At 40.6% G+C, this 26,332-nt stretch carries 13 protein-coding genes; 4 read left to right on the forward strand and 9 right to left on the reverse strand.

Going from position 1 to position 26,332, the window contains the following annotated elements:
• Window positions 1–253: 253 nt before the first annotated feature.
• Together Q0954_RS02265 and Q0954_RS02270 are read right to left on the reverse strand one after the other, a co-directional pair.
• Window positions 254–1,405: a serine protease gene (locus Q0954_RS02265; protein ID WP_299453052.1), complete on the reverse strand. Its 1,152-nt coding sequence runs from the start codon at window positions 1,403–1,405 to the stop codon at window positions 254–256.
• An 82-nt stretch (window positions 1,406–1,487) separates the two neighbouring features.
• On the reverse strand, window positions 1,488–2,060 hold the full coding sequence (locus Q0954_RS02270) for a sigma-70 family RNA polymerase sigma factor (protein WP_299453054.1): 573 nt from the start codon (window positions 2,058–2,060) through the stop codon (window positions 1,488–1,490).
• A 352-nt stretch (window positions 2,061–2,412) separates the two neighbouring features.
• Here Q0954_RS02270 and Q0954_RS02275 point away from each other — a divergent pair, with 352 nt between their 5' ends.
• Window positions 2,413–2,655: a hypothetical protein gene (locus Q0954_RS02275; protein ID WP_299453055.1), complete on the forward strand. Its 243-nt coding sequence runs from the start codon at window positions 2,413–2,415 to the stop codon at window positions 2,653–2,655.
• A gap of 192 nt (window positions 2,656–2,847) precedes the next feature.
• A complete protein-coding gene (locus Q0954_RS02280; protein WP_299453057.1) occupies window positions 2,848–4,503 on the forward strand; it encodes a VWA domain-containing protein in 1,656 nt (551 codons plus the stop codon).
• A gap of 82 nt (window positions 4,504–4,585) precedes the next feature.
• On the opposite strand, the gene Q0954_RS02285 is transcribed toward Q0954_RS02280, so the two are convergent.
• From Q0954_RS02285 to Q0954_RS02295, 3 genes are all read right to left on the reverse strand, one after another.
• Complete coding sequence (locus tag Q0954_RS02285; protein ID WP_299453059.1) at window positions 4,586–6,163, reverse strand: tetratricopeptide repeat protein; 1,578 nt, start codon at window positions 6,161–6,163, stop codon at window positions 4,586–4,588.
• 474 nt (window positions 6,164–6,637) lie between these two features.
• Window positions 6,638–11,185, reverse strand: a complete 4,548-nt coding sequence (locus Q0954_RS02290; RefSeq protein WP_299453062.1) for a GEVED domain-containing protein — start codon at window positions 11,183–11,185, stop codon at window positions 6,638–6,640.
• A gap of 524 nt (window positions 11,186–11,709) precedes the next feature.
• Window positions 11,710–12,588 carry a LysR family transcriptional regulator gene (locus Q0954_RS02295; RefSeq protein ID WP_299453064.1) on the reverse strand — a complete coding sequence of 293 codons (879 nt, stop codon included), beginning with the start codon at window positions 12,586–12,588 and terminating at the stop codon, window positions 11,710–11,712.
• A 150-nt stretch (window positions 12,589–12,738) separates the two neighbouring features.
• Here Q0954_RS02295 and Q0954_RS02300 point away from each other — a divergent pair, with 150 nt between their 5' ends.
• Entirely contained in the window at window positions 12,739–14,754 is a 2,016-nt protein-coding gene (locus Q0954_RS02300; protein WP_299453067.1) for a urocanate hydratase, read from the forward strand.
• Between the two features lie 900 nt (window positions 14,755–15,654).
• A complete protein-coding gene (locus Q0954_RS02305) occupies window positions 15,655–15,918 on the forward strand; it encodes a hypothetical protein (RefSeq protein WP_299453069.1) in 264 nt (87 codons plus the stop codon).
• Window positions 15,919–16,172: 254 nt separating this feature from the next.
• Here Q0954_RS02305 and Q0954_RS02310 read toward each other — a convergent pair whose 3' ends face one another.
• From Q0954_RS02310 to Q0954_RS02325, 4 genes are all read right to left on the reverse strand, one after another.
• A complete protein-coding gene (locus Q0954_RS02310; protein ID WP_299453071.1) occupies window positions 16,173–18,689 on the reverse strand; it encodes a tetratricopeptide repeat protein in 2,517 nt (838 codons plus the stop codon).
• A 3-nt stretch (window positions 18,690–18,692) separates the two neighbouring features.
• A complete protein-coding gene (locus Q0954_RS02315; protein ID WP_299453073.1) occupies window positions 18,693–20,933 on the reverse strand; it encodes a TonB-dependent siderophore receptor in 2,241 nt (746 codons plus the stop codon).
• Window positions 20,934–21,432: 499 nt separating this feature from the next.
• A complete protein-coding gene (locus Q0954_RS02320) occupies window positions 21,433–24,216 on the reverse strand; it encodes a tetratricopeptide repeat protein (protein WP_299453075.1) in 2,784 nt (927 codons plus the stop codon).
• A 99-nt stretch (window positions 24,217–24,315) separates the two neighbouring features.
• Entirely contained in the window at window positions 24,316–26,289 is a 1,974-nt protein-coding gene (locus Q0954_RS02325) for a TonB-dependent receptor (RefSeq protein ID WP_299453078.1), read from the reverse strand.
• Window positions 26,290–26,332 lie beyond the last annotated feature (43 nt).

The raw sequence follows: 26,332 nt of genomic DNA on the forward strand, positions 1-26,332 counted from the left end.
GATACAAATTAACTTTTCCTTCACTTTAGGGCAAAGAAAAATCCTATACCCTAAAATAGAGTAAGGATTCCAAAGGTTAATTGAAAAACTGATTAATTGTATTTTTGAGATTGTTATTACCCCATATAAGTACATTTGTATAGATAGGTATGGGGTAATGTATAAATATTTTTGATTGATTAGTAAAGTTTTTCTTACTTACGTAAGATGTTCAGAAAAAGTTTGACAATATTTCTTTTTTTTTCAACGTTTATTAAAAATTTTTGTCGCTATTGTACACCTTCACTACAAACACAAATTTTCGCAATTTATTTACTTGCTGAGGGCGTTGCAAATACTGTAAATAGTTTGCCGCAGGCTTGATCAGTGGCTTTCGTAGAGAATCGGTTACCTCAAGGTTGGTTGCCACCGAATCCATCATACTTGCCAGGTACCTTGCCTTGATAGCAAAGGTAGCCCCTTCCATCTTTTTGTCCTTTCCGGTAATAAGCCCCACCAGGTTACCACGGGCATCCATTACAGGAGCTCCACTGTTGCCAGGGTTTACAGGAATAGAAATTTGATAAGACGCCGGATTGCCCTGATACCCTGTTTGAGCACTTATAGTGCCCTCACCATAGACAATATCTTCGCGCGGATACGCCAATGTATATACTCTCTCGGCCAATTTGGCTTGTTCAGTACGTAAACTAAACGGCAACTGTCCAAACGTAGTAAAGTTAGTATCAATCACCCGCAAAATGGCCAAGTCCTTTGCTTCATCTCCATACACTGCCTTCACCTTCAGACGCATCAGGCTAGAATCTTTCCTGGTTTCTATGTAAATAGAATCTGCATCTTTTACTACATGGTAATTGGTCACCAAAAATCCAGTAGGTGATATCACCAATGCAGTAGCTCCGGTACTTTTTACCTTGCCAATAATGGCTTTTTTGCTGGCTATTTCCAACTTATTGGTTTTTGCCTCTATGTTTTTTTGCTTGCGTTTGACTACCTTTAGTTCACGATTGAGTTGCAAATAATTGGTAGACTGTTTTTCTTCTACAGAACGAACTTGCTTAAGGTTAAAAAAAGTGTTGCCCAGAAAAATAATGGTGACCGAAGCAGCTACCGCCACTATGCTTTGGTATTTATGCCACAAGCTCTTTATTCTGGCTTTGGTTTTGATTGCACGGCTTTTTTCTTCTACATCAAACAGTTCGCTATGAATGGCACTCATCTTTGCCTTCATTTCTTCTCGATATCGTACCTTTTCCAGGTTCTCTATCAAAATCCGGTGTTCTTCTACTTCCTGAGCCAAATTACTATCAGCTGCAATTTGTTGCTCAAAATCAATCAATTCATTTCCCTCGAGTTGTCCTTCAAGGTAACGTTCTATGGTGGTATACTTTTGCACTATATCCATGGCAGTTCTCTTTCTTTGTTAAAGCCAGCATTTATTTGGGTTTATGTTATTATACTATCATCAAGCTCACAATGCCAGGTGTTTATTCCTGTACATTGTATTCTTTAAAAAATATTTTCTTCAATCGCATCATGCACTTATACTTCTGGTTTTTGGCGTTGGCCGTATTGGTATACCCCATTTTAGAAGTAATTTGCTGCATTGACATTTTTTTGATATAAAAATCCTCCAGTATGGTTTTACAGGGCTCGCCCAACTGAATCATAGACTCGGTCATCATTTGGTATTGTTCCTCCTGTTCGTTCATTGCTTCTGCTTCGTCTTCAAACGGCAAAAACTCTTCATAATCATTGATTTTACCCCCATACTTATTTTTTTCAGCCAGCCTTTTTAGCCATAACCTTCGACAAACAGAATAGAGGAAAGTTTTGATCTTACAAGTGAGTTCAAAGTCAGCTTCTTTCAATCTTTCATACAATACAATCACGCCTTCCTGATAAATATCTTTTGCTTCTTGTTCGGTGCCGCTGTTGCTGGTCACAAAGTGAAGAATCATAGAATAATAAGCTTTGTAAATATATTTAAGCGCTTGGTGACTGTCTTGCTTGATTCCTGCAATTAAGCTTTCTTCGGAGTACTCTTTTTTCAACTTCATTGAGTGCTCTTTTTAAGTGTATATTGGGTAAGTTTATTAAATGAGGTTTTAAAACAAATGTACGTATTATAGTGTGGAAAAGTGCATTTTTTTTACAAAGTAGCATAATTAGCTATACGCATCCTATACAATTACTCCTCCTTATATACGCTCATGCTTTGTTGTATTGCCCTGGCTATATATACTGCCCACCCAAACACTTGTTGCTTTTACCGACAAGATTTGCTTTGTAGCATTAATAAAAAAAGCCTAGGTAAGTAACCCTGTTTTATTTTTTTTTTGCGCTTGGGTTACCTCTTTTATTTTGCGGTATAAAGGGACAAATCTAAAAACACTTTTAACATTAAATACAATGAAAAAAATCATCTTAATGAGCGCATTTTGCCTGGCAATCGGCTTGACTGCATGTGGCGGCGACAAAGGGGGTAAAACTAATGAAACAGATACTACCTCAGTAGAAACAAAAGATACAAGCAATACCAATACTGACACGTCGGTAGATACTGGTCAAAATACTACCTCTGGTGACACTACCAACACCACTGACAGTACTGCCACTGATACTACTAAAAAAGAAACTAAAAGTGGTGAATAACTTTTTTCACCAAATCTAAAACTACACATTGGAGCATGGTGTGTCGCTGACACACCATACTTTTTACTTATCTAAAACAAACAATATCTGCCCTACAACCACTACCAGCAAACATACTACTTAACTATATCAAATACTTCATCTAAGTTGGGGAGCTAATCGTTGCCCACATCACTTTACTCAATAAATACTATGAAAACCAACTACTTAACTCCCTTGCAATGGGGAAAACGGACACTTATGGCCTTTAGTTTGCTGCTCGCGCTTTATGCCTGTAACAGCAACCACGAAAAGACCAGCGAAACAAGTGACACTCCACCTCCTAACAACGTGGCAGCTACAAAAACAAATAAAAAACGAAATATAAGGGATTATAAAGACCAAAGAGGAGCAGCACCCCCTACTAGTAGTTTAGCCGAAGATGCCCCGCCGCCAAAAAATTTGGAGAAAAAACCTGTTAACGACAATACATTTCTATCAGTCAAAACGGCTCCTCTTTCTACCTTTTCTATAGATGTAGACAACGCTAGCTACAGTCGAGCGCGTAAATCTATCAACAATGGGCAATTGCCCAATGTTGGTAGTGTAAGGGTAGAAGAGTTTATTAACTACTTCAAGTATCAGTACAAACAACCCAAAGGAAAGCACCCATTTTCGGTCAATACAGAAGTAGCAAAATGCCCCTGGAATCCTAAAAACCACTTGGTACATATTGGTTTACAAGGCAAACGATTAGACAACAGAAAGTTGAAACCAAGCAACCTGGTATTTTTGATTGATGTGTCTGGTTCTATGAATGCTCCTGACAAACTACCACTCTTGCGTAAGGCTTTTAAAATGCTGGTAAATAACCTGGGCGAAGAAGATCGAGTAGCCATAGTAGCATACGCCGGCAACGCTGGCTTAGTGTTGCCTGCTACTCAAGGGACTGACAAACAAAAAATAATGGAGGCCTTAGACAGGCTTCAGCTTGGAGGTTCTACGGCTGGCGGAGCGGGCATCAAACTAGCGTATAAAATAGCTAAACAAAACTTCATCAAAGAAGGTAACAACCGGATTATTTTGGCAACTGACGGTGACTTTAACGTGGGGGCATCGTCAGACCAGGCAATGCAAAGCTTGATTGAGGAGAAAAGAAAAGAGGGGGTGTTTATTACTGTTTTGGGGCTGGGTATGGGCAATTACCGCGACTCTAAAATGGAAATTATTGCCGATAAAGGCAATGGCAACTACTATTACCTTGACAACCTCAATGAGGCTTACAAAGTATTTGGCAAAGACCTGAAAGGCACTTTGTTTACTATAGCTAAAGATGTAAAAATTCAAGTAGAGTTTAATCCCTCTATAGTCAAGTCATACCGTTTGATTGGTTATGAAAACCGCTTGCTTGCCAACCGAGACTTTAGAGATGACACCAAAGATGCCGGAGAAATAGGCGCAGGGCATACTGTCACTGCCTTGTATGAGGTGACACTGCACAGCAACCCACAAACTGTAGCGGTAGATCAAGATCAAATTCCGGCTAACTTTCAAGCTACCCAATTCAACAATCAACAATTAATGAATGTGCGACTAAGGTACAAAAAACCTGAAGGCAATACAGGCATAGAAACCAACCAAATCATCACTACTAATCATCAGTCGGTAGATGAAACCTCAAATAATTTTCGTTTTTCGGCTGCGGTGGCCTCATTTGGTATGCTGCTCAAAAACTCACAGCACAAGGGTTCAAGCACGTTTCAAACCGTGTTGACATTGGCAAAAGGGGCAAAAGGCAAAGATAAGAATCAGTATCGAGTTGAATTTATAGATTTGGTGCAAAAAGCTTCGCAAATAACTACTCAATAATACAACTACTAATATCTGACTAACTTGAAAGGCAGGGTGTATTTTTCATGCTGCCTTTTTTATTCAAAAAGACTTGAGACAGTTACATGTTCCTAATGAAATCTACCAGGCTATCGTTACGGCTCAGCTCTAGTTTTTTACGCAAACGATAACGGGCTACTTTTACACTGTCGGGAGAGATGCCCATAATGGCGGCTATTTCTTTAGAAGCAAAATTTAAGCGCAACAAAGAACATAAGCGTATTTCGCTGGGGCTAATATTGGGATAACGCTTTTGTAGTTTATCAAAAAAACCTTCGTGCACTTGTTCAAAAGCTATCTTAAAGTCTTGCCAGTCACGGTCAAGGTTAAAGCTATAATTAATCAAATGAATAAGTTTAGAAAGGCCTTTGCTTTCTTTGTCTGATATGTCGTCTACTGCCTCTTCGATAGAGTCTTTGAGCTCAGTCAAGATATTGTTCTTTTGAATAATGTGCAACGCATACGTAGTTAGCTCTCTATTTTTAAACTTAAGGTCTTGTTCAGCATTTTTCAACTCTGCCTGAATGAGTTCTTCTTTGGTTTTAAATATTTCTTTGTTTTTGCGGTTACGCAAACGCTGACGACTCACTATAAAAAAGGCCATAGTAAGTATCAACAATAAACCTATAAGTATAGAGCGTTGGCTACTTATTTCTTTGTCTTTTTGTACAATTTCGCTTTTTCTTAAAGCCAGTTCTTTTTCCTTCTTTTCAGTTTCGTATTTGGTTTCTATTTCGGCTATTTGACGACTTTTCTCAATGTTAAAAAGGCTGTCTTTAAGGGCATAATGTTTTTTATAATATTTCAGTGCTTTATCTGCCACCCCCTTGGCCTCATACAGTTGGGCGTATACCTCATACACTTCTTTTTCCTCTTCTTTGGCTGTTACCTTTTCTGCCATTGTCAAGGCTTCCTGAAGCACTTCTTCGGCTTTGTCATAGTTTTTCAGTTTTACATGTACCGACCCCACATTAGACAAAGTAGTGGCCATTCCTCTGGGGCTACCTTTGATCTCACGCTCTATAGCAAGCGACTTGTTATAAAACTCAAGGGCTTTTTTATAGTCTCCTTCCGACTCATAAGTATCGCCTATATTATTCAAGGCTTTTGATTCGCCAGAACGCTTCTTGAGCTCTTTGTAACCTTTCAAAGCTTTTTCGAACATACTACGAGCTTCGCCGTGTTTATTTTGCCAGGAGTAAGTCAGGCCTATGTTGTTTTGCAAGCGGTTGGCCAATGCTTTGTTGTTTAGCTTTTTCGATAATTGAAGTGCTTTGTTATAATAAGTTCTTGCTTTGTCGAAGTTTTTGATATTGAGCAAAAACACTGTGGCCAGTAGGTTAAATGATGATGCCAGTTGTACTTCATTGCCTAATTTCTCGTTTATTTTTACTGACTCAACCAGCGGTTTAATGGCTTCTTGCCCATTGCCATTTCTATAATAAGCCAACCCCATCACATGGTATGCTCTACCCACGCCTGCCGGGTATTTTACTTTCTTGGCAAGGTCAATAGATTGATTACAATAATTTCTTGCTTTTTGAGGGTCTACTCTTGTAAGCAGGTAGGCGATTCTATTCAATAAATCTACCTGGGCAGAATCTACAGAACCTTTATTTTTTTTAAGAACAATTAGCAAACTATCGACCTCCTTGTTTTGGGCTGATAAACTGTGGGAAGTGATAGCAAATAAAAAACATATTAAAGATATAGTATACTTCATAATTGGCTTTAATGAGGATCTCAAACTCATCAATTTATTATAAATCAATTGAAAATCACCTAGTATAGTTAGGCATAAATCGCACTGCCATTGTTTGAGAGTTACCTCTTAACGTATCGAATATTTTGTTTGGCAAATATAAAAATTTACCCAAGATAAAATTGGTTTTTATAAAAAAGCATCGTTCTAAGGCGTAATTATTTATGGTATTTGATTCATACACACCCATCAAATCCACAAAAATGAAGCGTTGTTTTTTATCAGGTTTTATTATTTCCAAACAAGCAGTCACAAGTTATGTAAAATCGCTATTTATCACAATAAAAAAGGCTAAAAATCCCAGTGGATTTTTAGCCTTAAATATTTAATTATGCATTAAAACCTGACAAGTTATTGCTTCATAATTTTCAAAGTTTTATTGCCATTTACTGTCCATACTTTGATGATATAAAGCCCTTTACTGAACTTAGAAATATCAAACTCTTCTTCTACAACACCAGTCTCAGAAGTACGATTTCGGCTGATTAGGCCTACCCCATTCACATCTGTCATCAACATTTTCACATTGGTTCCGATGGCAGCTTGTACTTTTACTGTAGTAAAGCGCGTGGCTGGGTTAGGGAATGAAGTAGCATACACTTGTTTTACCCCTTCAGGATTATAAGTAGTGTTTACTACTGTAGTAGCTGCTTTGCTATTGATGCCCGCCGCACTGCTTCCAGGTACAATGTTTACAATGTAGTCTTCAACCTCTCCGTCGCCTATGGTAGCACAAGGGTCGTTAGGCACATTGTTGTACTCCATAGACACCCTCATACGGGTAAGCCCAGCCTGAGCAGACGATGGAACAGTAATACTTCCAGAAATAAGAGAAGTAGTAGAAGCACTACTGGTAGTAAATACTCTTTCACCCGCATCAGCAAAGTCTCCATCACGGTTATAGTCAATCCATACCGTGAAACCTTCATTGTATTGAGTAGCCGCCCAGCCAGGAGTTAATGTAATATTTACACTGTTTCCGGTAACCAGATCAGTTGATTGAGCAGTATAGTCGCCGTATCCACCAGCATTGGCACCCGATTGGTTGTCAATTGTACCTATTTGTACCCTATCAATCCATTCATAGTTAACTCTTGTGCCAGAAGAAGCACAGTAACCAGTAGGAGCCCCACCACCACCAGTAGAAGTTGATCCCTGAAGGATGATGTTATCTATTGAAATATCACTGGTGTAGTTAGTACCAGTAGCACCCACAAATCTCACTTTTACATCACCACTACTATAAGCACTAAAGTCTACTGTAGCTGTAAGCCAAGTTGATCCTTGGTTTCCAGACTTGGTAAAGATGGTATTCCAGGTAGTACCTCCATCGGTACTTGCCTGGAGTTCCAGGCTACCCATTGCAGCACCATTCATATTGTAATCAAACCTAAACTCAGGGTTGGTCAAGGCAGCCACATTGAAACAAGGACCATTTAAGATGGCTATTTTTCCAGGGAAACCTGTACCGTTGCCAGTTGCCTCAGTAAACAAATAGAAAGTACCATCACTTGCACCAGAAGGACCAGTACTGCTTGAAGGTGTAGTGCCAGACTGACGTGTCCAGTTAATGTTGTCGCCAGTTGATTGTGACCAGTCACCCAAACCAGCTTCAAAGCTTTCAATATAAGGGAAGGTAGTAATAGATGACACACAGTTGCCACCACCAGTCGAGCCAGTTTCTACCTTGATATTATCAATGGCTATATCACTTTGCCATCCGTTGCTGGCATTGGCACCAGTAGTTACGGTAAACCTAAACGATACATTGGCACCCTTATAAGCATTTACATCAATTGACTCGTTGAACCAGTTATTGCCTTGATTGCCTGACTTAGTAAATATTTGAGTCCAACTTGCACCTCCATTAGTGCTTACCTCGGCTTTTAGGTTATTTATCTGAGTACCATACATGTGGTAGTCAAATGTAAACGTTGGATTATTGGTTGCCGAAAGGTCAAAGCAAGGGCTAATTAAGGTAGCTGTTTTGCTTGGAAAATTAGGGTTAGAGGCCTCTACATATACATAAAAAGAACCATCATTTGCACTGGTAGGTCCAGTATTGTTTGATCCGGTAGCCCCTGATAAACGAGTAAAGTCTGCGTCATCAGAAGAAGACTGGATCCAACCACCCAAACCAGTTTCAAAGCTTTCGCTGTAAGGGAAAGTAGTGATGCAAGTAGCAGGCGTAGCAGAGGTAGTAAAAGTAGTCGATCCTGAATAGTTGCTTGCTCCAGCGCTACAATTGGCTCTTACTTGTGCTTCATAGTTGGTGCTTCCGGTCAAGCCTGAAAGGTTGGTAGAAGTACCACTTACTCCATTTACATTTGTCCAGGTAGAAGTACCTTGTACACGGTAGCGAACATCATAATTATTGGCACCACTCACTGCGCTCCAGTTCAAGGCTGCTGTAGTTTGCGCTACATTAGAAGAAGCCAAGCTACCAGGAGTACCACAAGCAGGCGCAGCGGCAGTTACGGTAGCACTAAAAGCACCCACTCCGTGAGTTCCTACTGCTACCAGATTGTCTACACTACGACCTTCAATCATTACTACAGGTACATTACCAATGGTGTTAGGCCCTTCCTGAGTCCAGGTAGTAGCAGTACCATTTAGAGTTTCTGTAGAGTAAAGTCCAGTACTGGTACCTACCAAATATACAGTTCCTCCGTTAGAATCGCGGTGAATCTCTGCCCAGCGAACTGAAGGACCATTTCCTGAACCATCAGCGTTTTGTTCAAGATTACCACTAATGTCTGTCCAGCTAGAACCAGCATTGGTAGAGTAAAAAATACTTTTTACCTGATAGTTAGAGAAAACTACCACTACATTGTTAGAATTATTAGGGTCTACTGCAATACCGCTTACGTAAGCACCAGCTGGAAAGCCTTTACCAGTATAAATATCTACTTTAGAAGGGTTGCCAGTATGGGCATTGTCTAAACGAAATAGTTTACCTGTACTTGTTCCGTAATACAACACATGGGCAGCATTGTTCTTAGACACATCCAGTGCAGAAATAGCCTGCCTATTTTGAAGCTCAGTAGCCGTAAGCCCAGCATCAGAGCCAGCAAGGTTAGTCCATCCAGTATTGGTTCCACCAAAAGTATACCCACTATTGATAGCACTTAAATTAGTATTTCTCCAGATACGATTGCCCGCTGGGTAATACATAATGTTCTGATCGGCTTTGTCTAAAATAAATGGGTTTACAAACATTTGACCAGTAGCCGAAGAAGGCTGAATACCATCTGCATCACTTGGGTTTTCAATATTAGGTCCTTCAAAACGTAAAATGTTACCGTTTTGAGTACTGGTATAGCGAATGTCTTGACCCGCTACAATAGCCACATAACAACCATCGCCTCCAGCACGCTCTTCGCCCCAGTTAGACGTTCCCGAAAAAGAAGTGGCAGTCCACTTACCATTGTCTTGCAAACCAACCATTAGACGAGAATCGTTGGCAGTTTCAGGGTCAATGGCTATCCCATATATTTGAGTAGTATAATACCCATTGCTTAATAAAGTCCAGGCAACAGGGAATGTACCAGCACTGTTGGCAAGGTTGTTTTCTGTACGGCTAATTCCACCATCGTGTCCAGTAAGCATTCTTGCGGGGTTAGATGGATAAAAAACCAATGAGTGGTTGTCGGGGTGGTGGTTGTCGTAAGTAGACACATTGTTGGCCGGAGAATAGCCTCCAATCCAGGTGTTGCCTCCTGTACTGGTAAAACCATTGGTAGTACGGTAAAGGTTAGTGCTACCTATAAATACTACATTAGGATTGTCAGGCTTAATTTTGAGGTATTGGTTATAAGAACCTTGTGATAGGTTACCTACTTGCCCACCGTACGCAGGTAAGTTGCTTGAACGGTTTGTCCAGCTTGACCCGGCATTAGAAGAGTAAAATACCTGGTGGTCGTTGGTACCAGCTCCAGGAGTGTTGGCAAAAACATATACAATGTTTTCGTTGGAAGGCGCCACATCTAATACAATTCGTTGGTAGCCTGCTGCCAATGAAGGAGTAATGTTGCTCCAAGAAGTTCCATTGGTAGATTTGAATACCCCTTTGTTGGTACTGGTACTGTTGCTACCTATAGTGGCATAAATCACTCCGGTAGCACTAATTTCAAGGTCTGTATAACGTGCATCTGGAGCGCTCAATACATTGCTAAAACTAGTTCCTCCGTTGGTAGAACGGTAAATACCGTCAAAAGCAGCTACATATACATCACTGTTGGTAGGGTCTACCCTTACACGCAAGTTATACTGCAAACCACCTGTAAAAACAGTAGGATCAGCTGAGGTAGCCGCCAAACTTACCCAGGTAAGTCCACCATCGGTAGATTTAAACACACCGTTTCCACGGAAAGCAGCACCTCCACCCGAAGCAGAGTTGCCTACAATCTCGCCCGTTACATAATACCAGATGTTGGTGTTGTTGGGGTCTTGATAAACATCGGTTACGCTTTTCAACTGCGAAGCACCAGTAGTTTGTGTCCAACTAGCTCCACCATTGGTAGAACGCCACATACCACCTGAAACACCACCTGCTAAAATCACATTCTCGTTAGTACGATCAATAGCAAGTGCACGCGTACGCCCCCCTACATTATAAGGTCCGCGGCGGTTCCAATTGGCAGCGGTTGCTCTTTGATTTTTATCAGATTTTTTGAGTGATGGGGTAGACAGTACGTAGGTAAGCTCTTTTGTCCTGATGTTTTCCGGTATTTTTCCGGTTTTTGGGTCTTTCAAAAGGTTGAGTTCGTAGGCTGCTTTTGCAGCAGGGTTGCCTTCTCTTTTCACCTTTTTTTGTTGGGCATTTACGCCAGGTACAAGCACAAACATGCCAAGTACCAAAAGGGCATATACCCAATTAGAAGTAATAATACGATTCATGCAAAATGATTTAAATTGTGTAATAAAAATTGGAATTAAAAGGATAATTGCTGGGAATGAAAGTAGGGAAAAAGAATGAGTTTACGAAATTTGGATGGGTATACAAAAGGTATACAAGAGGAATTATCTAACAAAAAACAGGTATACAATTATGTAACACCAGATATAAATCATTTGCTTGTCGGTAAATACTAATTTTCATAAAAACCATTATACCAACTACTTACATAAAAAACACATTGACAAACAAACAGAACATAGTTCAAAAAAAAGGTAAACATTACAGAGCTATGAAAAAAAGAAAAAAAATACACCAAAAACCAAACAAATTATATAAAAGCACCGTAGCTACCAAATTTTAATAAAGTAATTGATTGCTAAAAACACGTTTTAAATCACATATTACACTGGCACAAAACAACCTTCTTTAGCACTGATTATACCAACTGTTTGAAGCAAATGAGATGTGGTTTTACTACTTTTATTTACCCAACACTCCTCTATTTGAATGGCTTCACAACAGATCAAAGCAACTCTAGTATTTTTTGCAAAGTGGGGTTGCGGTTTTTCTTATTCCAAACTACGGATAGTACTGCCCTGATGGGAATATCTTGTAACTCTATAAACTTTACATTCATGGCATAACCTTCTTTGAGCGAAGTAGGAATGATAGATACACCAAAGCGGTTTTCTACCAACCTGAAAATAGTATTGGCATGCACTGTATAATGTGATACTTTAGGAGAAAAACCTGCATACTCAAACAAGCTCATCACTCGCTCATAGTATACTGGACTGTATGCTTTCTCAAACAAAATAAACTCCTCTGCTTCTAGCTGATGTAAAGACTCAAAGTTGTAGGCACTTAATGGATGATTGGCGGGTAATACCAAAGTAAAGGTATCGTTGAGTACTGGGCGAAGCGCTAAGTCTTCGGGTACTTGATTGAGCCTGACAAAGCCCACGTCTATCTCTTTGTTGAGCAAAGCTTTGACCTGTCCTGTATTGTTCATTTCGTTTAGGCTAAAACGAATGGTGGGATGAGTTTCACGAAATTTAATAAGCAATTCAGGAATAATATTTTGCATAGCCGACCCCACATAACCTAGTGTAACACTTCCCTCTTTGCCCTCTTCCATTAGTTTGGCGTGCTGCAATACTTCATCCAGATTTTTGATCACCATAGACAATTCCTGCTTAAGGTACAAGCCAACAGGGGTCAGCCCTACTTTGCGATTGTTACGCTCAAACAACTGTACCCCTAGATCATCTTCCATTTGCTTGATTTGGCGACTCAACCCTGGCTGAGAAATATATAAGCGTTCGGCAGCTTTTCTAAAATGTAAGTCTTCGGCTACCGCCAAAAAGTACTTAAGGTGCCGTAGTTCTATTTGATTACCCATTGTTATCAATTATTGCCTAAAATAGTCTTGTTAAGCATCAAAAATATTAAGAAATTTGAATATTAGTCCATAGTTGATAGTCAATAGTCCATAGAAAACTATTAACTCACTGGTTATCAGTTATACACCACGATATTAAACATTAGAAAAATGCTCACAACCACCACTAATTTCAAACAACAAATACTACAGGGGCTTCCGGCTGAACTTCCAGCAAAACGAGAGTACCCTCAAAACGCTCACCGTGCCCCCAAACGTAAAGACATATTGTCGCCAGACGAGAAAAAACTGGCCATTCGCAATGCCTTGCGATACTTTCCGGAGGCTTGGCACCCAACACTTGCACCAGAGTTTGCCGAAGAACTCAACGACTACGGGCGTATCTATATGTACAGGTTTAAGCCCGCTTATGAGATGTACGCCCGTCCCATTGACGAGTACCCGGCAAAGTCGCGTCAGGCAGCCTCTATTATGCTTATGATTCACAACAACCTTGACCCCGCTGTAGCACAACACCCCGAAGAGTTGATTACTTATGGAGGCAACGGAGCCGTATTTCAAAACTGGGCGCAGTACCTGCTCACGATGCAATACCTGGCTACTATGACCAACGAACAAACCTTGCATATGTATTCGGGACACCCTATGGGGCTGTTTCCTTCGTCTACCGAAGCTCCTCGCGTAATAGTAACCAATGGAATGATGATTCCGAATTACTCGAAACCCGATGACTGGGAAAAATTCAACGCATTGGGCGTGACCCAATATGGGCAAATGACAGCAGGCTCTTATATGTACATTGGTCCTCAGGGTATTGTACACGGCACCACTATTACAGTAATGAATGCTTTTCGCAATACATTGCCCAAAGGTGAAACTTCGGAAGGTAAAATTTTTCTGACGGCAGGCCTGGGTGGAATGAGTGGAGCTCAACCCAAAGCAGGCAACATTGCCCGCTGTGTAACAGTGTGCGCTGAAGTAAACAAAGCCGCTGCCAAAAAACGTCACAGCCAGGGCTGGGTAGATGTATTGATCGACAATATAGACGAGCTGATAGCCAGGGTAAAAGAAGCTCAGGCAAACCAAGAAGTGGTGTCTATTGCTTACTGTGGCAATGTAGTAGAAGTATGGGAAAAGTTCTACGAAGCAGGTGTTTTTGTGCATGTAGGCTCTGATCAAACCTCTTTGCACAATCCTTTTTCGGGAGGATATTACCCGGCAGGCGTATCGTTTGAAGAGGCCAATGAGATGATCCGCAATGAACCTGAAGCTTTCAAGGAAAAAGTATACGAATCGTTGCGTCGCCACGTGGCCGCAGTAAATAAACACTGCGCCAAGGGTACTTACTTCTTTGACTATGGCAATGCATTTTTGCTGGAGTCGTCGCGTGCTGGTGCCGATGTATTGGCCGACAATGGCATAGACTTCCGTTACCCTTCGTATGTGCAAGACATCTTAGGTCCTATGTGTTTCGACTATGGTTTTGGTCCTTTTCGCTGGGTGTGTACATCGGGCAAGGCAGAAGACCTTGCCAAATCAGATGCTATAGCCACCCAAGTGTTGGAAGAAATCAAAGCGAGTTCGCCCGAAGAGATTCAACAACAGATGGAAGATAACATTCAATGGATTGCAGAGGCTGGCAAAAACAACATGGTAGTGGGTTCGCAAGCCCGTATTTTGTACTCCGATGCCGAAGGGCGTGCCAAAATCGCTGAGGCTTTTAATACCGCCATTGCCAAGGGAGAAATCTCGGCGCCTATAGTATTAGGGCGCGATCATCACGATGTAAGTGGCACCGATTCGCCTTACCGCGAAACCAGCAATATTTATGATGGCAGCAAGTTTACGGCTGACATGGCAATTCATAATGTGATTGGCGATAGTTTTAGAGGCGCTACTTGGGTATCTATTCATAACGGTGGCGGAGTTGGCTGGGGCGAAGTGATCAATGGTGGCTTTGGCATGCTGTTGGATGGTAGCACAGCCGCAGAAAACCGTTTGAAAAAAATGCTTTTTTATGATGTAAACAATGGCATTGCTCGTCGCTCATGGGCACGCAACCAAAACGCACGTTTTGCCATAGAACGCGAAATGGAACGCTCGCCTGAGTTGAAAGTAACCTTGCCTCACCTGGTAGATGATCAGTTGTTGGAAGGATTGTTTTAAGGTAGCACAAATGGCAAAAGCCCGCATGGTTGTCATCCATGTGGGCTTTTTTGTTATACCTTTATTCCAAACACCGCTCATCAATCTTGTATATAACAATTAGCATATTTCGTACTCTACCCAGCTTTTTTTCAAAAGTACCGTCATCGCCTCAGCTCATGTCTCCACGAGCTGATCGAAACCTTGAAAAACACTGTTCCCAGACGCTGTAATGAGGCGATTTGTGGAGACACAAACCAAGGCGAAAAAATAGTAGGGTAGAGTACATATTTCGTTGCTCATAAACATTTGTCTGATTTACTGTCCAACGTTTTTTATGAAAACATAATGCATTTAGTCCAATGGGTAACTATTTTTATTTGGGCAATTAAGTGCAAAGAGGTAACTTGCAAAGTAAAGCCATTTAAGCTTTAAACAATACACACAAATATTGGTGACAAACTTCATCTTTAAATCAAATGAAAAAAATCAGAATAACTCTATTAATCATTATTTTATGCACATTGGGAACACTTCGTACCTCATTTGGGCAGGTATCGTTTTCTCACTCTGCAGGCGCCTATTTTTTTATCTTCGAAGGGCATTATAACACACTTAGGAATGGTACCAAAATAAATTTACATTCTTAACCTCATCTTTCGCTGACAGAATTCGTTAAAAAAACTTGTCGTAGCGCTGCTATGCCGCGTTTTTTTGCCTCTCCTGCCAACAAAATATTTTGTTAAACTATAGAACTTTATTTTTACACCATTCCTTAGCAGTATTGGTCTTGATTATTCTCCAAGACTACATCTAATCAAGCTTGGCAACAGCAGCATATCGCTTGGTACTCAACTCAAAATAGCTTCAGGTGGACAAAGCTCTAATGACGAACATTTTTTTCTAATTGGAGTACCCATTATGTCAGAAATTCACTTTGGACGCCACGCAACCCCCAACAACCGTTCACGTTTAGGTGCTTTTATGGGAGCTGGCTATGGTATTTATAGTGGACTTTTTGCTTCGCCTGTAGCAGATGAAGAAAACCGAATTAGAGGGCTTGCACTTAGCAGCGGGCTACGAGCCAAGGTGGATAATACAGAATTTGAGCTGGTATTTTCGTATGCCAAAGACAGCTCCTCCCCTACCAGAATATTTACCCTGGGAGTTTCTGTCATTTTATAAAACTATATCATCACATATACTTGCTATGAGAACCAATCAGATGTAACCCTGAGTAAGAGCTTGTTGGGGCTGTAAGCTTTGGCGTTATTGCATGATTTTGACTACCAGCATAGCGCTACTATTCATTCAAAATTAGTTTAAACATTAATTTTCAAAGGTGAAACAGCTCTCGATAAAGCTCGGTTTAACGCATACTGATAGCAAATTCATCATAATTACTTTCAAAAATGCCCCTAACAAGCGCTTAAATGTACTTAAAGCTTTACCCCTATAAACAAAATATCATCGCGTTGGGTGGTACCCTCCATGTGGACTTTGAGGGCTTCTTCCAGGGCTTGCTTTTGTTTAGACAAAGGCTCATCCATATTGTCTAGCAAAAGTTTGTTGAGTCGCTTATTGCCAAAACTCCGCCTGCGCACATTGTTTTGATCTACAAAACCATCGCTTCCTACGTAAATCAAACTACCCTTGGGCAGGGTAATTTGTTGGTTATTAAACAAAATATCATCGTTTTGATACCCACCAATCGAGCGACGATCACCTTTGAGCACTTGTAACTCGGTGATGCCTTTTTCTATATAATACATAGAACTTTTGGCGCCGGCAAACATAATATTTACTTGATTTTCTAAATGTTCGAGGCGTAAAATCACCAAATCCATCCCGTTGTTATTCCCAGTTTCTTCTTGCCGCAACGCCATTTTTATTTCATCGTGCAGTTTATGTAATATTTCAGCAGGTTCAAGCAAATCTTTAATCAAAATCAACTTATCGATCAGAGCTTTGCCAATCATACTCATAAATGCTCCTGGCACTCCGTGTCCAGTACAATCAGCTGCAATTAGAAATACCTTGCCTTGTACTTTTTTTATCCAATAAAAATCGCCGCTCACCACATCTTTTGGGGCATACATAATAAAGTGTTCACCCAAAGCAGTCTCTACATTTTTATGGTAGGGCAATATAGCCTGTTGTATAGTTTGGGCTGCAGTGATACTTTTATGAATCTGGCTGTTTTTTTCCTTAATACTTTCTTCACTTTCTTTGAGTTGCTCGTAAGCCTTGCGTAATACGTGTTCACTCTGGCGTAATTTACTATTGGTAAATTCCATTTCCTTGTTTTTTTTCTCGATAAAATCACGTTGAGACATGATCTCCTCATGGTTTTGGTGTAGCTCTTCGTTTTGCGTTGCGATTTCCTCTTTTTGCAATTGAATTTCTGCATTTTGCTGTTTTAGTTTCCGTCGCCCCCTTTGTGAGGCGATAAAAGCAAACAACACAAAACCCAACAGCAAGGCACCCAATATAAGCAATATAGTGCCGTACTTTCTCAGTGTTTTCTCTTGCTTAAGCTGCTCTTGTTGCAACTCCTTTTCTTTTTGGGCTGCCTCAAGTGCCTTACTCTGTTGCATGCGCTCCGCTTTTTCTTTAGCTGCTACTAACTTTTGTTTTTCGGCTTCACGTCTTCGTTGCTCTGCTATAGCCTTCTGCTTTTCGGCAAGGCGCTTTTGCTTTTCAGTATTGGCCTTTTGTTCAGCCAGTGCGAGCAACTGCTCTACCCGCTCTTTTTCCAGTCGTTGGTTTTTAAACTGCTCTTGTTGTAATTCTTGATTACGCTTCAGCAAAGCCAGCTCTTGCTCTTTCAGCTTGAGCGCTTGTTGTTGTTGTTTTCTTTCCAGCTCCGATTGCTTCAACTCAGCCTCTTTGCGGTTTCTTTCGGCAATAAGTGCCTTTAGTTTACTTTCTTGTTTTTCTACATCCACCTGCTTTTGCAATAGCTTTTGCTGGGCTACACGCTGTTGGCGAGCCATTTTATCTTTTAGCTCCTGGTGTTTTTTAAAGTACTTTTGCGACTCCTCAAAGGCTTTCTCTTGTTGATACACCTCTGACAACAGCTTATAACTGCTTACCAATACCTTTTCAGCTTTTATGGGTTCTGCCAAGTCTATAGCTTTATTTGCTTGGGAGATTGCCTTGCTGTTGTTGCCACTCAAATAATAATATACCGCCAAATAGTTATAGGTATCGGCTATTTCGGCAGGGTTGCCTTGTTTCTCTCTAATATCAAGCGCTTTGATATAATAAGACCGGGCTTCGCGATACTTACCAATACTGGTATAGGCTACCCCTGTATTGATGTAGGCAATTGCCCGTGCATTTGCGTTCATCCCAGGGCTAACCCTTTGCCCAACGGTGAGTGCCTGGTTGTAGCTTTCGAGCGACTTTTGTTGATTGTCGGCTTTTTTATACAAATACCCCAGGTTGTTATAGGCATTGGCTACTTTGGGGATATCGTTGCTGTTTTGATGAATCGCTAATATTTGGCTGGTATACTCTATAGCCTTTGCATAGTTTTTTTCGTGCTTATGCAAAGTGGCCAGCTCTTCGAGTATGTCCAACCGTTCGTCTTTTTCAATATTTGTTTGTAGCACCTCTTCAAAGCGTTGGATAGCCTGTTTGTAGTTGCCTAATTGTTTAAAAGAATAACCCAGGCTTTTGAGCGTACGGGCAAGGGGTAGCTTGCTTTGCTTTTCAATCTGATGCGCAGTTTCAAAATATTCTATAGCTTTTTTATGGGCATTTTGTTGTTGGTATGCACTGCCTATTTGCTGCAATAGTGGCACCTTAGCCACTGGTTGTTGGGTTTTGTCGAGTTGGATCAATAACTGGTTCACGTTTTGGGCATGCAAACTCCCCGTTGCACAAAGGGTTCCAATAAACAGCCATAGCAGCAAGGTTTTTCTTAAATAGGCGATCGTTATACTTATCATAAGCTAAAGGTTTACCTGCAAGCCTCCCTGAATGCGTAAAGGTAATTGGGGGGCACCAAAAAATGCGTGAGAGGGGTTGTCTTTGTTGCCACTAAAATTGGATACTCGATATTTTTGATTCAAGGCATTGAACACATTGATGAAAATACCTGATTTTTTGTATAATTGGTAACGCAACGACACATTAAGCAATGCATACCCATCCAGGGTTTGTCTTTTGGTAGGGTTATCTGCCTGAAACGCGTTCATACGTTGCTCGCCTACCCATACCAAGCGAGGTGAAACAGAAAAGCTTTTATAACTAAAGTCTATGCCTGTTTTTATTTGCCAGGGAGCCACCAGTTCTATTTCTGCCTTGTTGCCATCACCTAGTACATCTACCCTACCGTCTACATAGCTTACAATAAAATAGGCATTTAGTTTAGTATTTTTCATTTCCTTGCGATAGTCTAACTGTAGACTCCCTCCATAGTTTTGTTGCTGCCCCTCGTTTACGGGTACTTCTATAAAGTCAACGTTCCAACCCAGAAATTGTCCATTATAAATATTGGTATGATCCGCATCCGACTTATCGTTAAACAAGTCGGTGAGCCAGGTATAGTAACTATTGATGCTCACCGAAAACGCATCGGTAATAAAATAACGTGCCCCAAAGTCCAGGTTTTTTGCCTGAATAGGTTTTAAGTCAGGGTTGGGCAAATGCCAAAAAAATGATTGATAGGTTTGTCCACCATCATTAGAGAAAAAAGAACCATAATGCTCGAAAGTACGCAAGGGGCTGGGCGCCAGAAAAGAAGAACCATACATTAGCCGTAAGGCGAGTTTTTTGGAAGCTTGCACCACTACGCCCATTCGGGGGTTAAGGGTGGTTCCAAACCTCGAATTGTTATCATAACGGCTACCTAACGTAAAACTAAATACTTGATTGGGGGCATACTGTATTTGGGCAAAGCCTCCTATATTTGAGTAATTGACCTGGAAAAACTCCGCAGGTAAATCAGTCCCTGTAATAGTTCCCTGAATACCCTGCCGAGGATTAATTGGATCCGACAAATCGGCCGTTTTGGGTATGGAGTTAAAAAACTCAAAAGTGAATCCTCCTACCACGTTTAGGTTACGGTTGATTTGCCAGTTGACGGTTTGGTTTAGCTTTATTTCGTTGCCCAAGGCATATTTATAGCCAGTAGCCATTCCTACAAATACATTGCGAAAATTGGTGCGGGGGTCCATCTCATAGATGCTCCCCATTAGCGAAGAGGATAAACGCAGATTTCTCAGTTTTTTTGTGTAATTAATACTACTCATCAACACTCCTTGCCCATAGAGTACATCTTTGTTGTAAATAGAATTGTTGGGAGTAACCTGTATCGACGACGAATGCTGCAAATAATTGTAAAACATATTGAACTGGAAATCTTCCATCTTGAGCGAACCAAATACAGCGTAAGCCTTTCGTGGAGCTTCCAGTGTAGGGGATACCGGAACAGTGGGTGTGATAGTACCAAAGACAGTATTAAAAGTACCCGTATTGTAACCACTCAAGTCAAACACAGGATCGTCAGTAGTTCTTTCGTTCAAGTCGGGAGTTTGCTCCTGGAAATACTTGCCTGCCAGGGTAAGCGAAGCCTTGCCTATTTTTTTATACAAAAATAAGTCTCCATTGTAGGTGTTATAATTGCCCATAGATGGCGCAAACTCCACCTCAAAGTTTTTGGCTGATGTTTTAGTAATGATATTGATCACTCCCGCCACGGCATCGGCTCCATACAAGGCAGAAGCAGAACCATATACTATTTCTATTTGTTTGGCAAAATATACGGGATAGTTTTCTGCAATGGGCATTCTTTCGTTGGTGGGCGATGAGATACGCACTCCATCAAGCAAAATAACAAACTTTTCTTGCCCCACAATGCCTCTTGTAATGAAGGTATTGAATGAGTTTTCATCGTTTATATCATCTACTTTAAAATCAGGCAAATCCATTAATACATCTCTCAACGACTGATAGTTGCGTAAACGTATTTGCTCAGCGGTGATTACCCTGGTCATAGCCAATGCCTTGCCTGACAATTCTTCGTTAAGACTTGCAGTGGTAATTTTCACATCAAATAAACTTTTGGCTACAGGTTGCTTCATTAACTCTTCCAACGACTCTTTAAACAAATTGTCTGGGTCTTGTGCCAGAAGCTGATCATTGCTTGCCAACAGGAGAAGTGAACATAGTAAAGCGCAGATTTGTCTCATAAACCGTTTAGTGCTTGATTAATGGTTGATTTTTAGCAGATTTTAGGTAGCTGTAAAGGTTTATAGGCAAATAATGGTGTGGTATATTACAATAGTCCATAGTATTTAGTCCGTAGTCCATAGCTGATTCGAGTAAATATTTACCTTATTAAGCCCTGTAAATCAGTAGTTTATACTAAATTTATTTACCTACTTTATTTTTAAAAGGGTTTCAGCTTTAGGTATAAACGTGCAATTAAATAGTTTTGCACTGATAACCGAGCCTGTAGCTCTGCTACGGTGAGCTCAACGAGTTAATCAGTAGTCAACTTTGGCTAAAATCACTGCGGAGTATTGATATTGGGTCTGCTATCATAAATATAGTCAAAAAATGTGCTGTTTTGTCACAGTTAACTTCAAAACATTATCTTATATAACTTGTTTACACCTTAAAAACTAAAACACCTGGCTGAGATGCTTAAAATCTTTTTAGAAAAAAAGCTATTTGCCAATTAATACACTATAGCCTCACTCCTAAAAATAAAATATCGTCTCTCTGGGTAGTATTTTGCATTTGATTCTCCAGGGTGTGTTCCATCAGCCTTTTTTGTTGATCGACCTCAAGTTGTGCACAAGCTTCCAGCAATTTATGCAGTTTTTTGGTACCAAAACTCTTACGCCGCTCATTGTTCTGGTCTACTAAACCATCGCTTCCCAGGTACAATAAACTTCCTTCTTCTAGCCATATTTCCTGATTGGTAAAGTGTACATTGCTCGCCTGTTTGCCTCCTATCGAGCGTCGATCGCCTTTCAACAATTGTACTTGATCGTTGCCTTTTTCAAAATAATATAAAGGATTTTTAGCCCCGCAAAAAGTTACTTTAGTTTGTCCTTGGTCATTTTTTTCCAGGCATAGCATCACCAAGTCCATGCCGTTTTCGTTGCCCGACTGCTCCTGACTTAGGGCAGTTTTTACTTCTTTATGCAGTTCATCCAATGCCTTGTTGGGCTCATATATTTTTTTAATCAATACTATTTTATCGAGCAATGCATAACCAATCATGCTCATCATGGCTCCTGGCACCCCGTGTCCGGTACAATCTGCCGCTACTAAAAACACCTTACTGCCTACCTGTTCTATCCAATAAAAATCACCACTCACCACGTCTTTAGGACGATAAAGAATGAAATGATCTCTCAATATCTTGTGCATTTTTTGGTCATGCGGCAATATAGCATTTTGAATAGATTGCGCTACATTGATACTATTATTAATCCTACTGTTTACTAGTTGCAGTTTTTTATTTTGATCTGTTACTTGTTGCTCGCTCTCTTGGAGTTTATCGTACGCTTTTCTGAGCACTTTTTCGCTTTGCAACAGCCTGTGGTGGGTCATTTTCAAATCATTATTCTTTACTTCTATAAAATCTCGCTGTGCCATAATCTCTTCCTGATTTTGTTGAAGTTCTTCATTCTGGCTCGCTATCTCTTCTGTTTTTTGCTGTAGATTTACGTGGGCAATACTAATCTCTTCTTTTTGCTTTTGTATTTCAAGATTTTGTTTTTTTAGTTTCTTACGTGCTTTTTGCGAAGCCACAAACGAAAATAAAACAAACACCAACAACAAACCCAATGAGATAAGCAACCCTATAGCATACCTTCTCAGTGTTTTTTCTTGCTTGAGCTGTTCTTCATGCAAACTCTTTTCTTTTTGGGCTGCCTCCAGCGCTTTGGCTTTTTGTAAATTTTCTATTTTTTGCTTTTCAGCCAATAATTTTTGCCGCTCAGTTTCTCTCTTTTGCTTTTCGGTCAATAGCTTTTGCTGTTCAGTACGGGCTTTTTGTTCGGCAAGCGCCAACAACTGCTCTACTTTTCCTTTTTCCAGTTGTTGGTTTTTAAGTTCAGCGCTTTGCAACTCTTGATTTCTTTTGAGCAGTTCCAATTCTTTTGCTTTCAAGGTCAAGTCTTTAGCCTTTTTCTCCGATTCAAGCTTAAGCTGTTGTAACGATAAGGCTTGTTTTTCCTTTTCGGAAAGCAACATTTTAAACTCGTTTTCTTTTTTCTCTATCGCCAATTGCTCTTTCAATATGCGTTGCTCCTCTGCATTTTGCGCTTTGTTCAGACTGTCTTTGATGCTTTGATGTAGTGCATAATATTTCTGGTAATTTTTAAGGTGATTGTTTTGCTGATAAATACCTGCCAACACCTGATAACTATTTTGCAACACCTGCTGCCCTGCCACACTAGTCGGCTGGTTTTTCACCAAACGAACTGCCTCTTTTGCATAACTCAAGGCATTGGTATTGTCACGGCTAACATAATAAGTAGCAGCCATATAGTTATATAGCTCCGCAGTTTTTAAGGGTGCTTGTTGCGCTTTGCTTATTTTCACCCCTTTTTGGTATTGATTGAGCGCATTGCCAAACTGCCTTTGTTGAGTATATATAGTACCAATATTGGTCAGCAAGTTTATTTTTTTACGCTGATACACCACACTACTTGGCAGCCGCTCGTACAAGGGCAATGCTTGGTTAAAAGCAGCAAGTGCCTTGGTTGGTTCCTCCAATTTTTGGTGCAATACACCTATATTATTATAAGTGTCTGCCAGTACTCCCAACTGGGCACTTTTTTGGTTCAACTGAAGTAACTGTTGATTGCTTGCCAATGCTTTTTGGTATTGTCCAGTGGTGGTATAAATGCTCGCCAGCATTGTAAGCGCTTGTCGGCTTTGTTCAACATCTTGTTTTGCTTGGTATATGCTCAATGCCTTTTGGTAGGTTTCAGTAGCTTTAGGGTAATTTTTTGCCAGGTAATATGATTTTCCCTGAGCCATTAACAATTGTGGGGCTGGTTTTAATTGATATGATTTTTGGTAGTACTCGATGGCTTTCTCGTGTGCTTGCCAGGTTTGGTATAAATCTCCTATGTCATGGTAAGTCACCGCCTGCAGTGTTTTATTTCGCAACACCTCAAACCCTACTGCTGCCTGCAAGTAATAATTGAGCGAGTTAGACAATTGTTTGTTTGCCTTGTAAGCTTTGCCCAGGTACAAAAGACTCAGCGACTTTCCGGCAGCATAGTTATGTTTGCTCGCCAAAGCAAGGGCTTGTTGAGCATATCCAGTAGCCTTATCTGCTTGCTGTAAGCTTAATTGTATACGGGCAATATTATTTAAAATATCAGTTTTTTCGGTAGCATTATTAGTTTTAGCCAAACTACTCAGCAGTGATTCTACACTTTGAGCAGTTGCCTGTAGGTGCAAAAAAACCACCAGCAACAGCGTTTTTATGAGTCTTATGAACATTGCAAATGTATGTTTATTTTGGTCGCGCTTAATAAGGTGTACTGGCAGCAAAGGAAAAGAGACAAGTGGTGTATTCAGACACTCGAATTGAACAAAGGGTCACTTAAACTTATAGGAACAACCTAACTGAAAGGTTCTGCCCCGGTTGGCAATGCCAGTAGAAAAAGCCGAGGTAACTGTATAATAAGTGGTATTTAAGGCATTTTTCACCTGTGCATGCACTTCTAGCAAACTGCTAAAATTGTACCTAATCGCTGCATTTAACAACGCATAATCATTTTGGCCAGATACCAAGTCCATTTGACTACGGTATATTCCATGTACGTTTACATTCCACTTATTTACATGAAAGTTACAAACCAGCGAAGCCGCATGGGGGCTGACTGGAAGGGTATCTTTGCTTGTAATAAAAGTATAAGAACCCGTAATTTGCAGGTATTTGGCAATGGTACTTTTCAGTTCAAGCTCTATGCCTTGGGTAGACAGCCCTCCACTGTTTTTAAAACCAGGGGCACCCAAGGGGTTATCAGGGTCGTTTATTGGGTCACCCAGCACAATCAAGTTTGCAATTTGGTTGTTAAAATAGGTGGCTGAGATACGGGTATGTTGTTGTATATTTTGCAAATATACCAACTCTATAGTCCTGATAGACTCAGCCTTCAGGTCAGGGTTACCAAAATCTACCGGGTTGTTTTTATCATACAACTCCAGGTAATTGGGTGCCCGGAAAGCCTGCCCATAAATGGCTTTCAACTTAGAGTTGAACGGGGTGGTATATACTACAGCTGCTCTGGGGTTGATAGAAGAACCAAAATCACTGTAATGGTCAAGCCTTACTCCCAGAGTTATTTGTAAAAAGTTACCTATTCTGTGTTTGTCTTGAATATAAGCACCAATAAAGTTACGGGGTATTTTTTCGTTAAAAGTCAGGCTATCCCTAAAGGCAACCATTCCTTGCTGGTATTCAAGCGTCACAGGGTGGTGGCTCATTAGGTTTGCCACATCGGTGATGGCAGTGTTCGAAAAGCTTACGCCTGCTTTCAAGTCATTATTTTTTAGTATTTTCCAGTCCAGGTCAGCCAAAGCATTAAAGTAGTAAGACCCAAGCAAAGGCCCGGCAATAAAGTTTTCGTTCAAGGCAAATCCTGGCGCTATCTCTAGCCCGGCAGGTATTGCCAAGCCTGACGCCACCCATTTATCAACAGAATAATCTGCCCTCAACTGCAGGCTCACCCGCTGGCTAAAATCTGCCTGATAGGTAGCAAATATAGATGACTGTTGAGTAAACTCCCGGTTTTGATAATTATTAATCACCCTAAATACAAAAAAATCACGCATAAGCCTTTCTGTATAACGCCCCCCTACACTAAAGTTTTTATACTTTAACATCACTGAGGCGTCTGCGCCTTGTTGTGGGTCTTGGGTTGCTTCACCATTACCAAAAATATCAGGAACATTGTCAAACCTATCGCCATCATCGGTAAACAACTTAACAAATGCATTGAAAGTAAAATCTTTGGTTTTTTTAGAAAAATTGCCCGCTATTCTTTTAGAGTTCAGGTTGCCCAATTCAAACAATATTTTATTACTTTCGTGGTCTGTCACAATGTTAATTACCCCCAAAAAAGCATTCGCTCCATACAAGGCAGACCCTGGCCCTCTGATCACCTCTACTTGCTTGATGTTTTCTACTGCAATCAATCGATTGACTACAGATACCCCTCCTGTATACAAGTCATTCAAACGCTGTCCATTTACCAACAACAACACTGATTCTGACAAAGCACTGCCTCTACCCCGTGAGGCTATTCTAATAGTTTTGCCTTGTTCTACATCGTATCCAGTCTGATAACCAGGCACATAGTTGAGCAACTCTTCCAGGTGTGTAATGCCCATATTTTGAATGTCTTGCTGGGTAAACACCGTTACTGAGGAGGGGGCATCAGAAAGCTTTTCTTTGACCTTAGATGCCACTTCTATGTTTACATCCATTGGCTTTTCTACTGGTAGGTTCAATACCTCCTCTATAGGTATTTTGAGCACACTATCAGGTTTTTGAGCGTAAAGTGGCATAGTTATACTAAGGCACAACACACACAAGTAAAAATAAGGAACT

It is taken from the genome of uncultured Microscilla sp. (genome assembly GCF_947493425.1).
Lineage (GTDB): Bacteria > Bacteroidota > Bacteroidia > Cytophagales > Microscillaceae > Microscilla.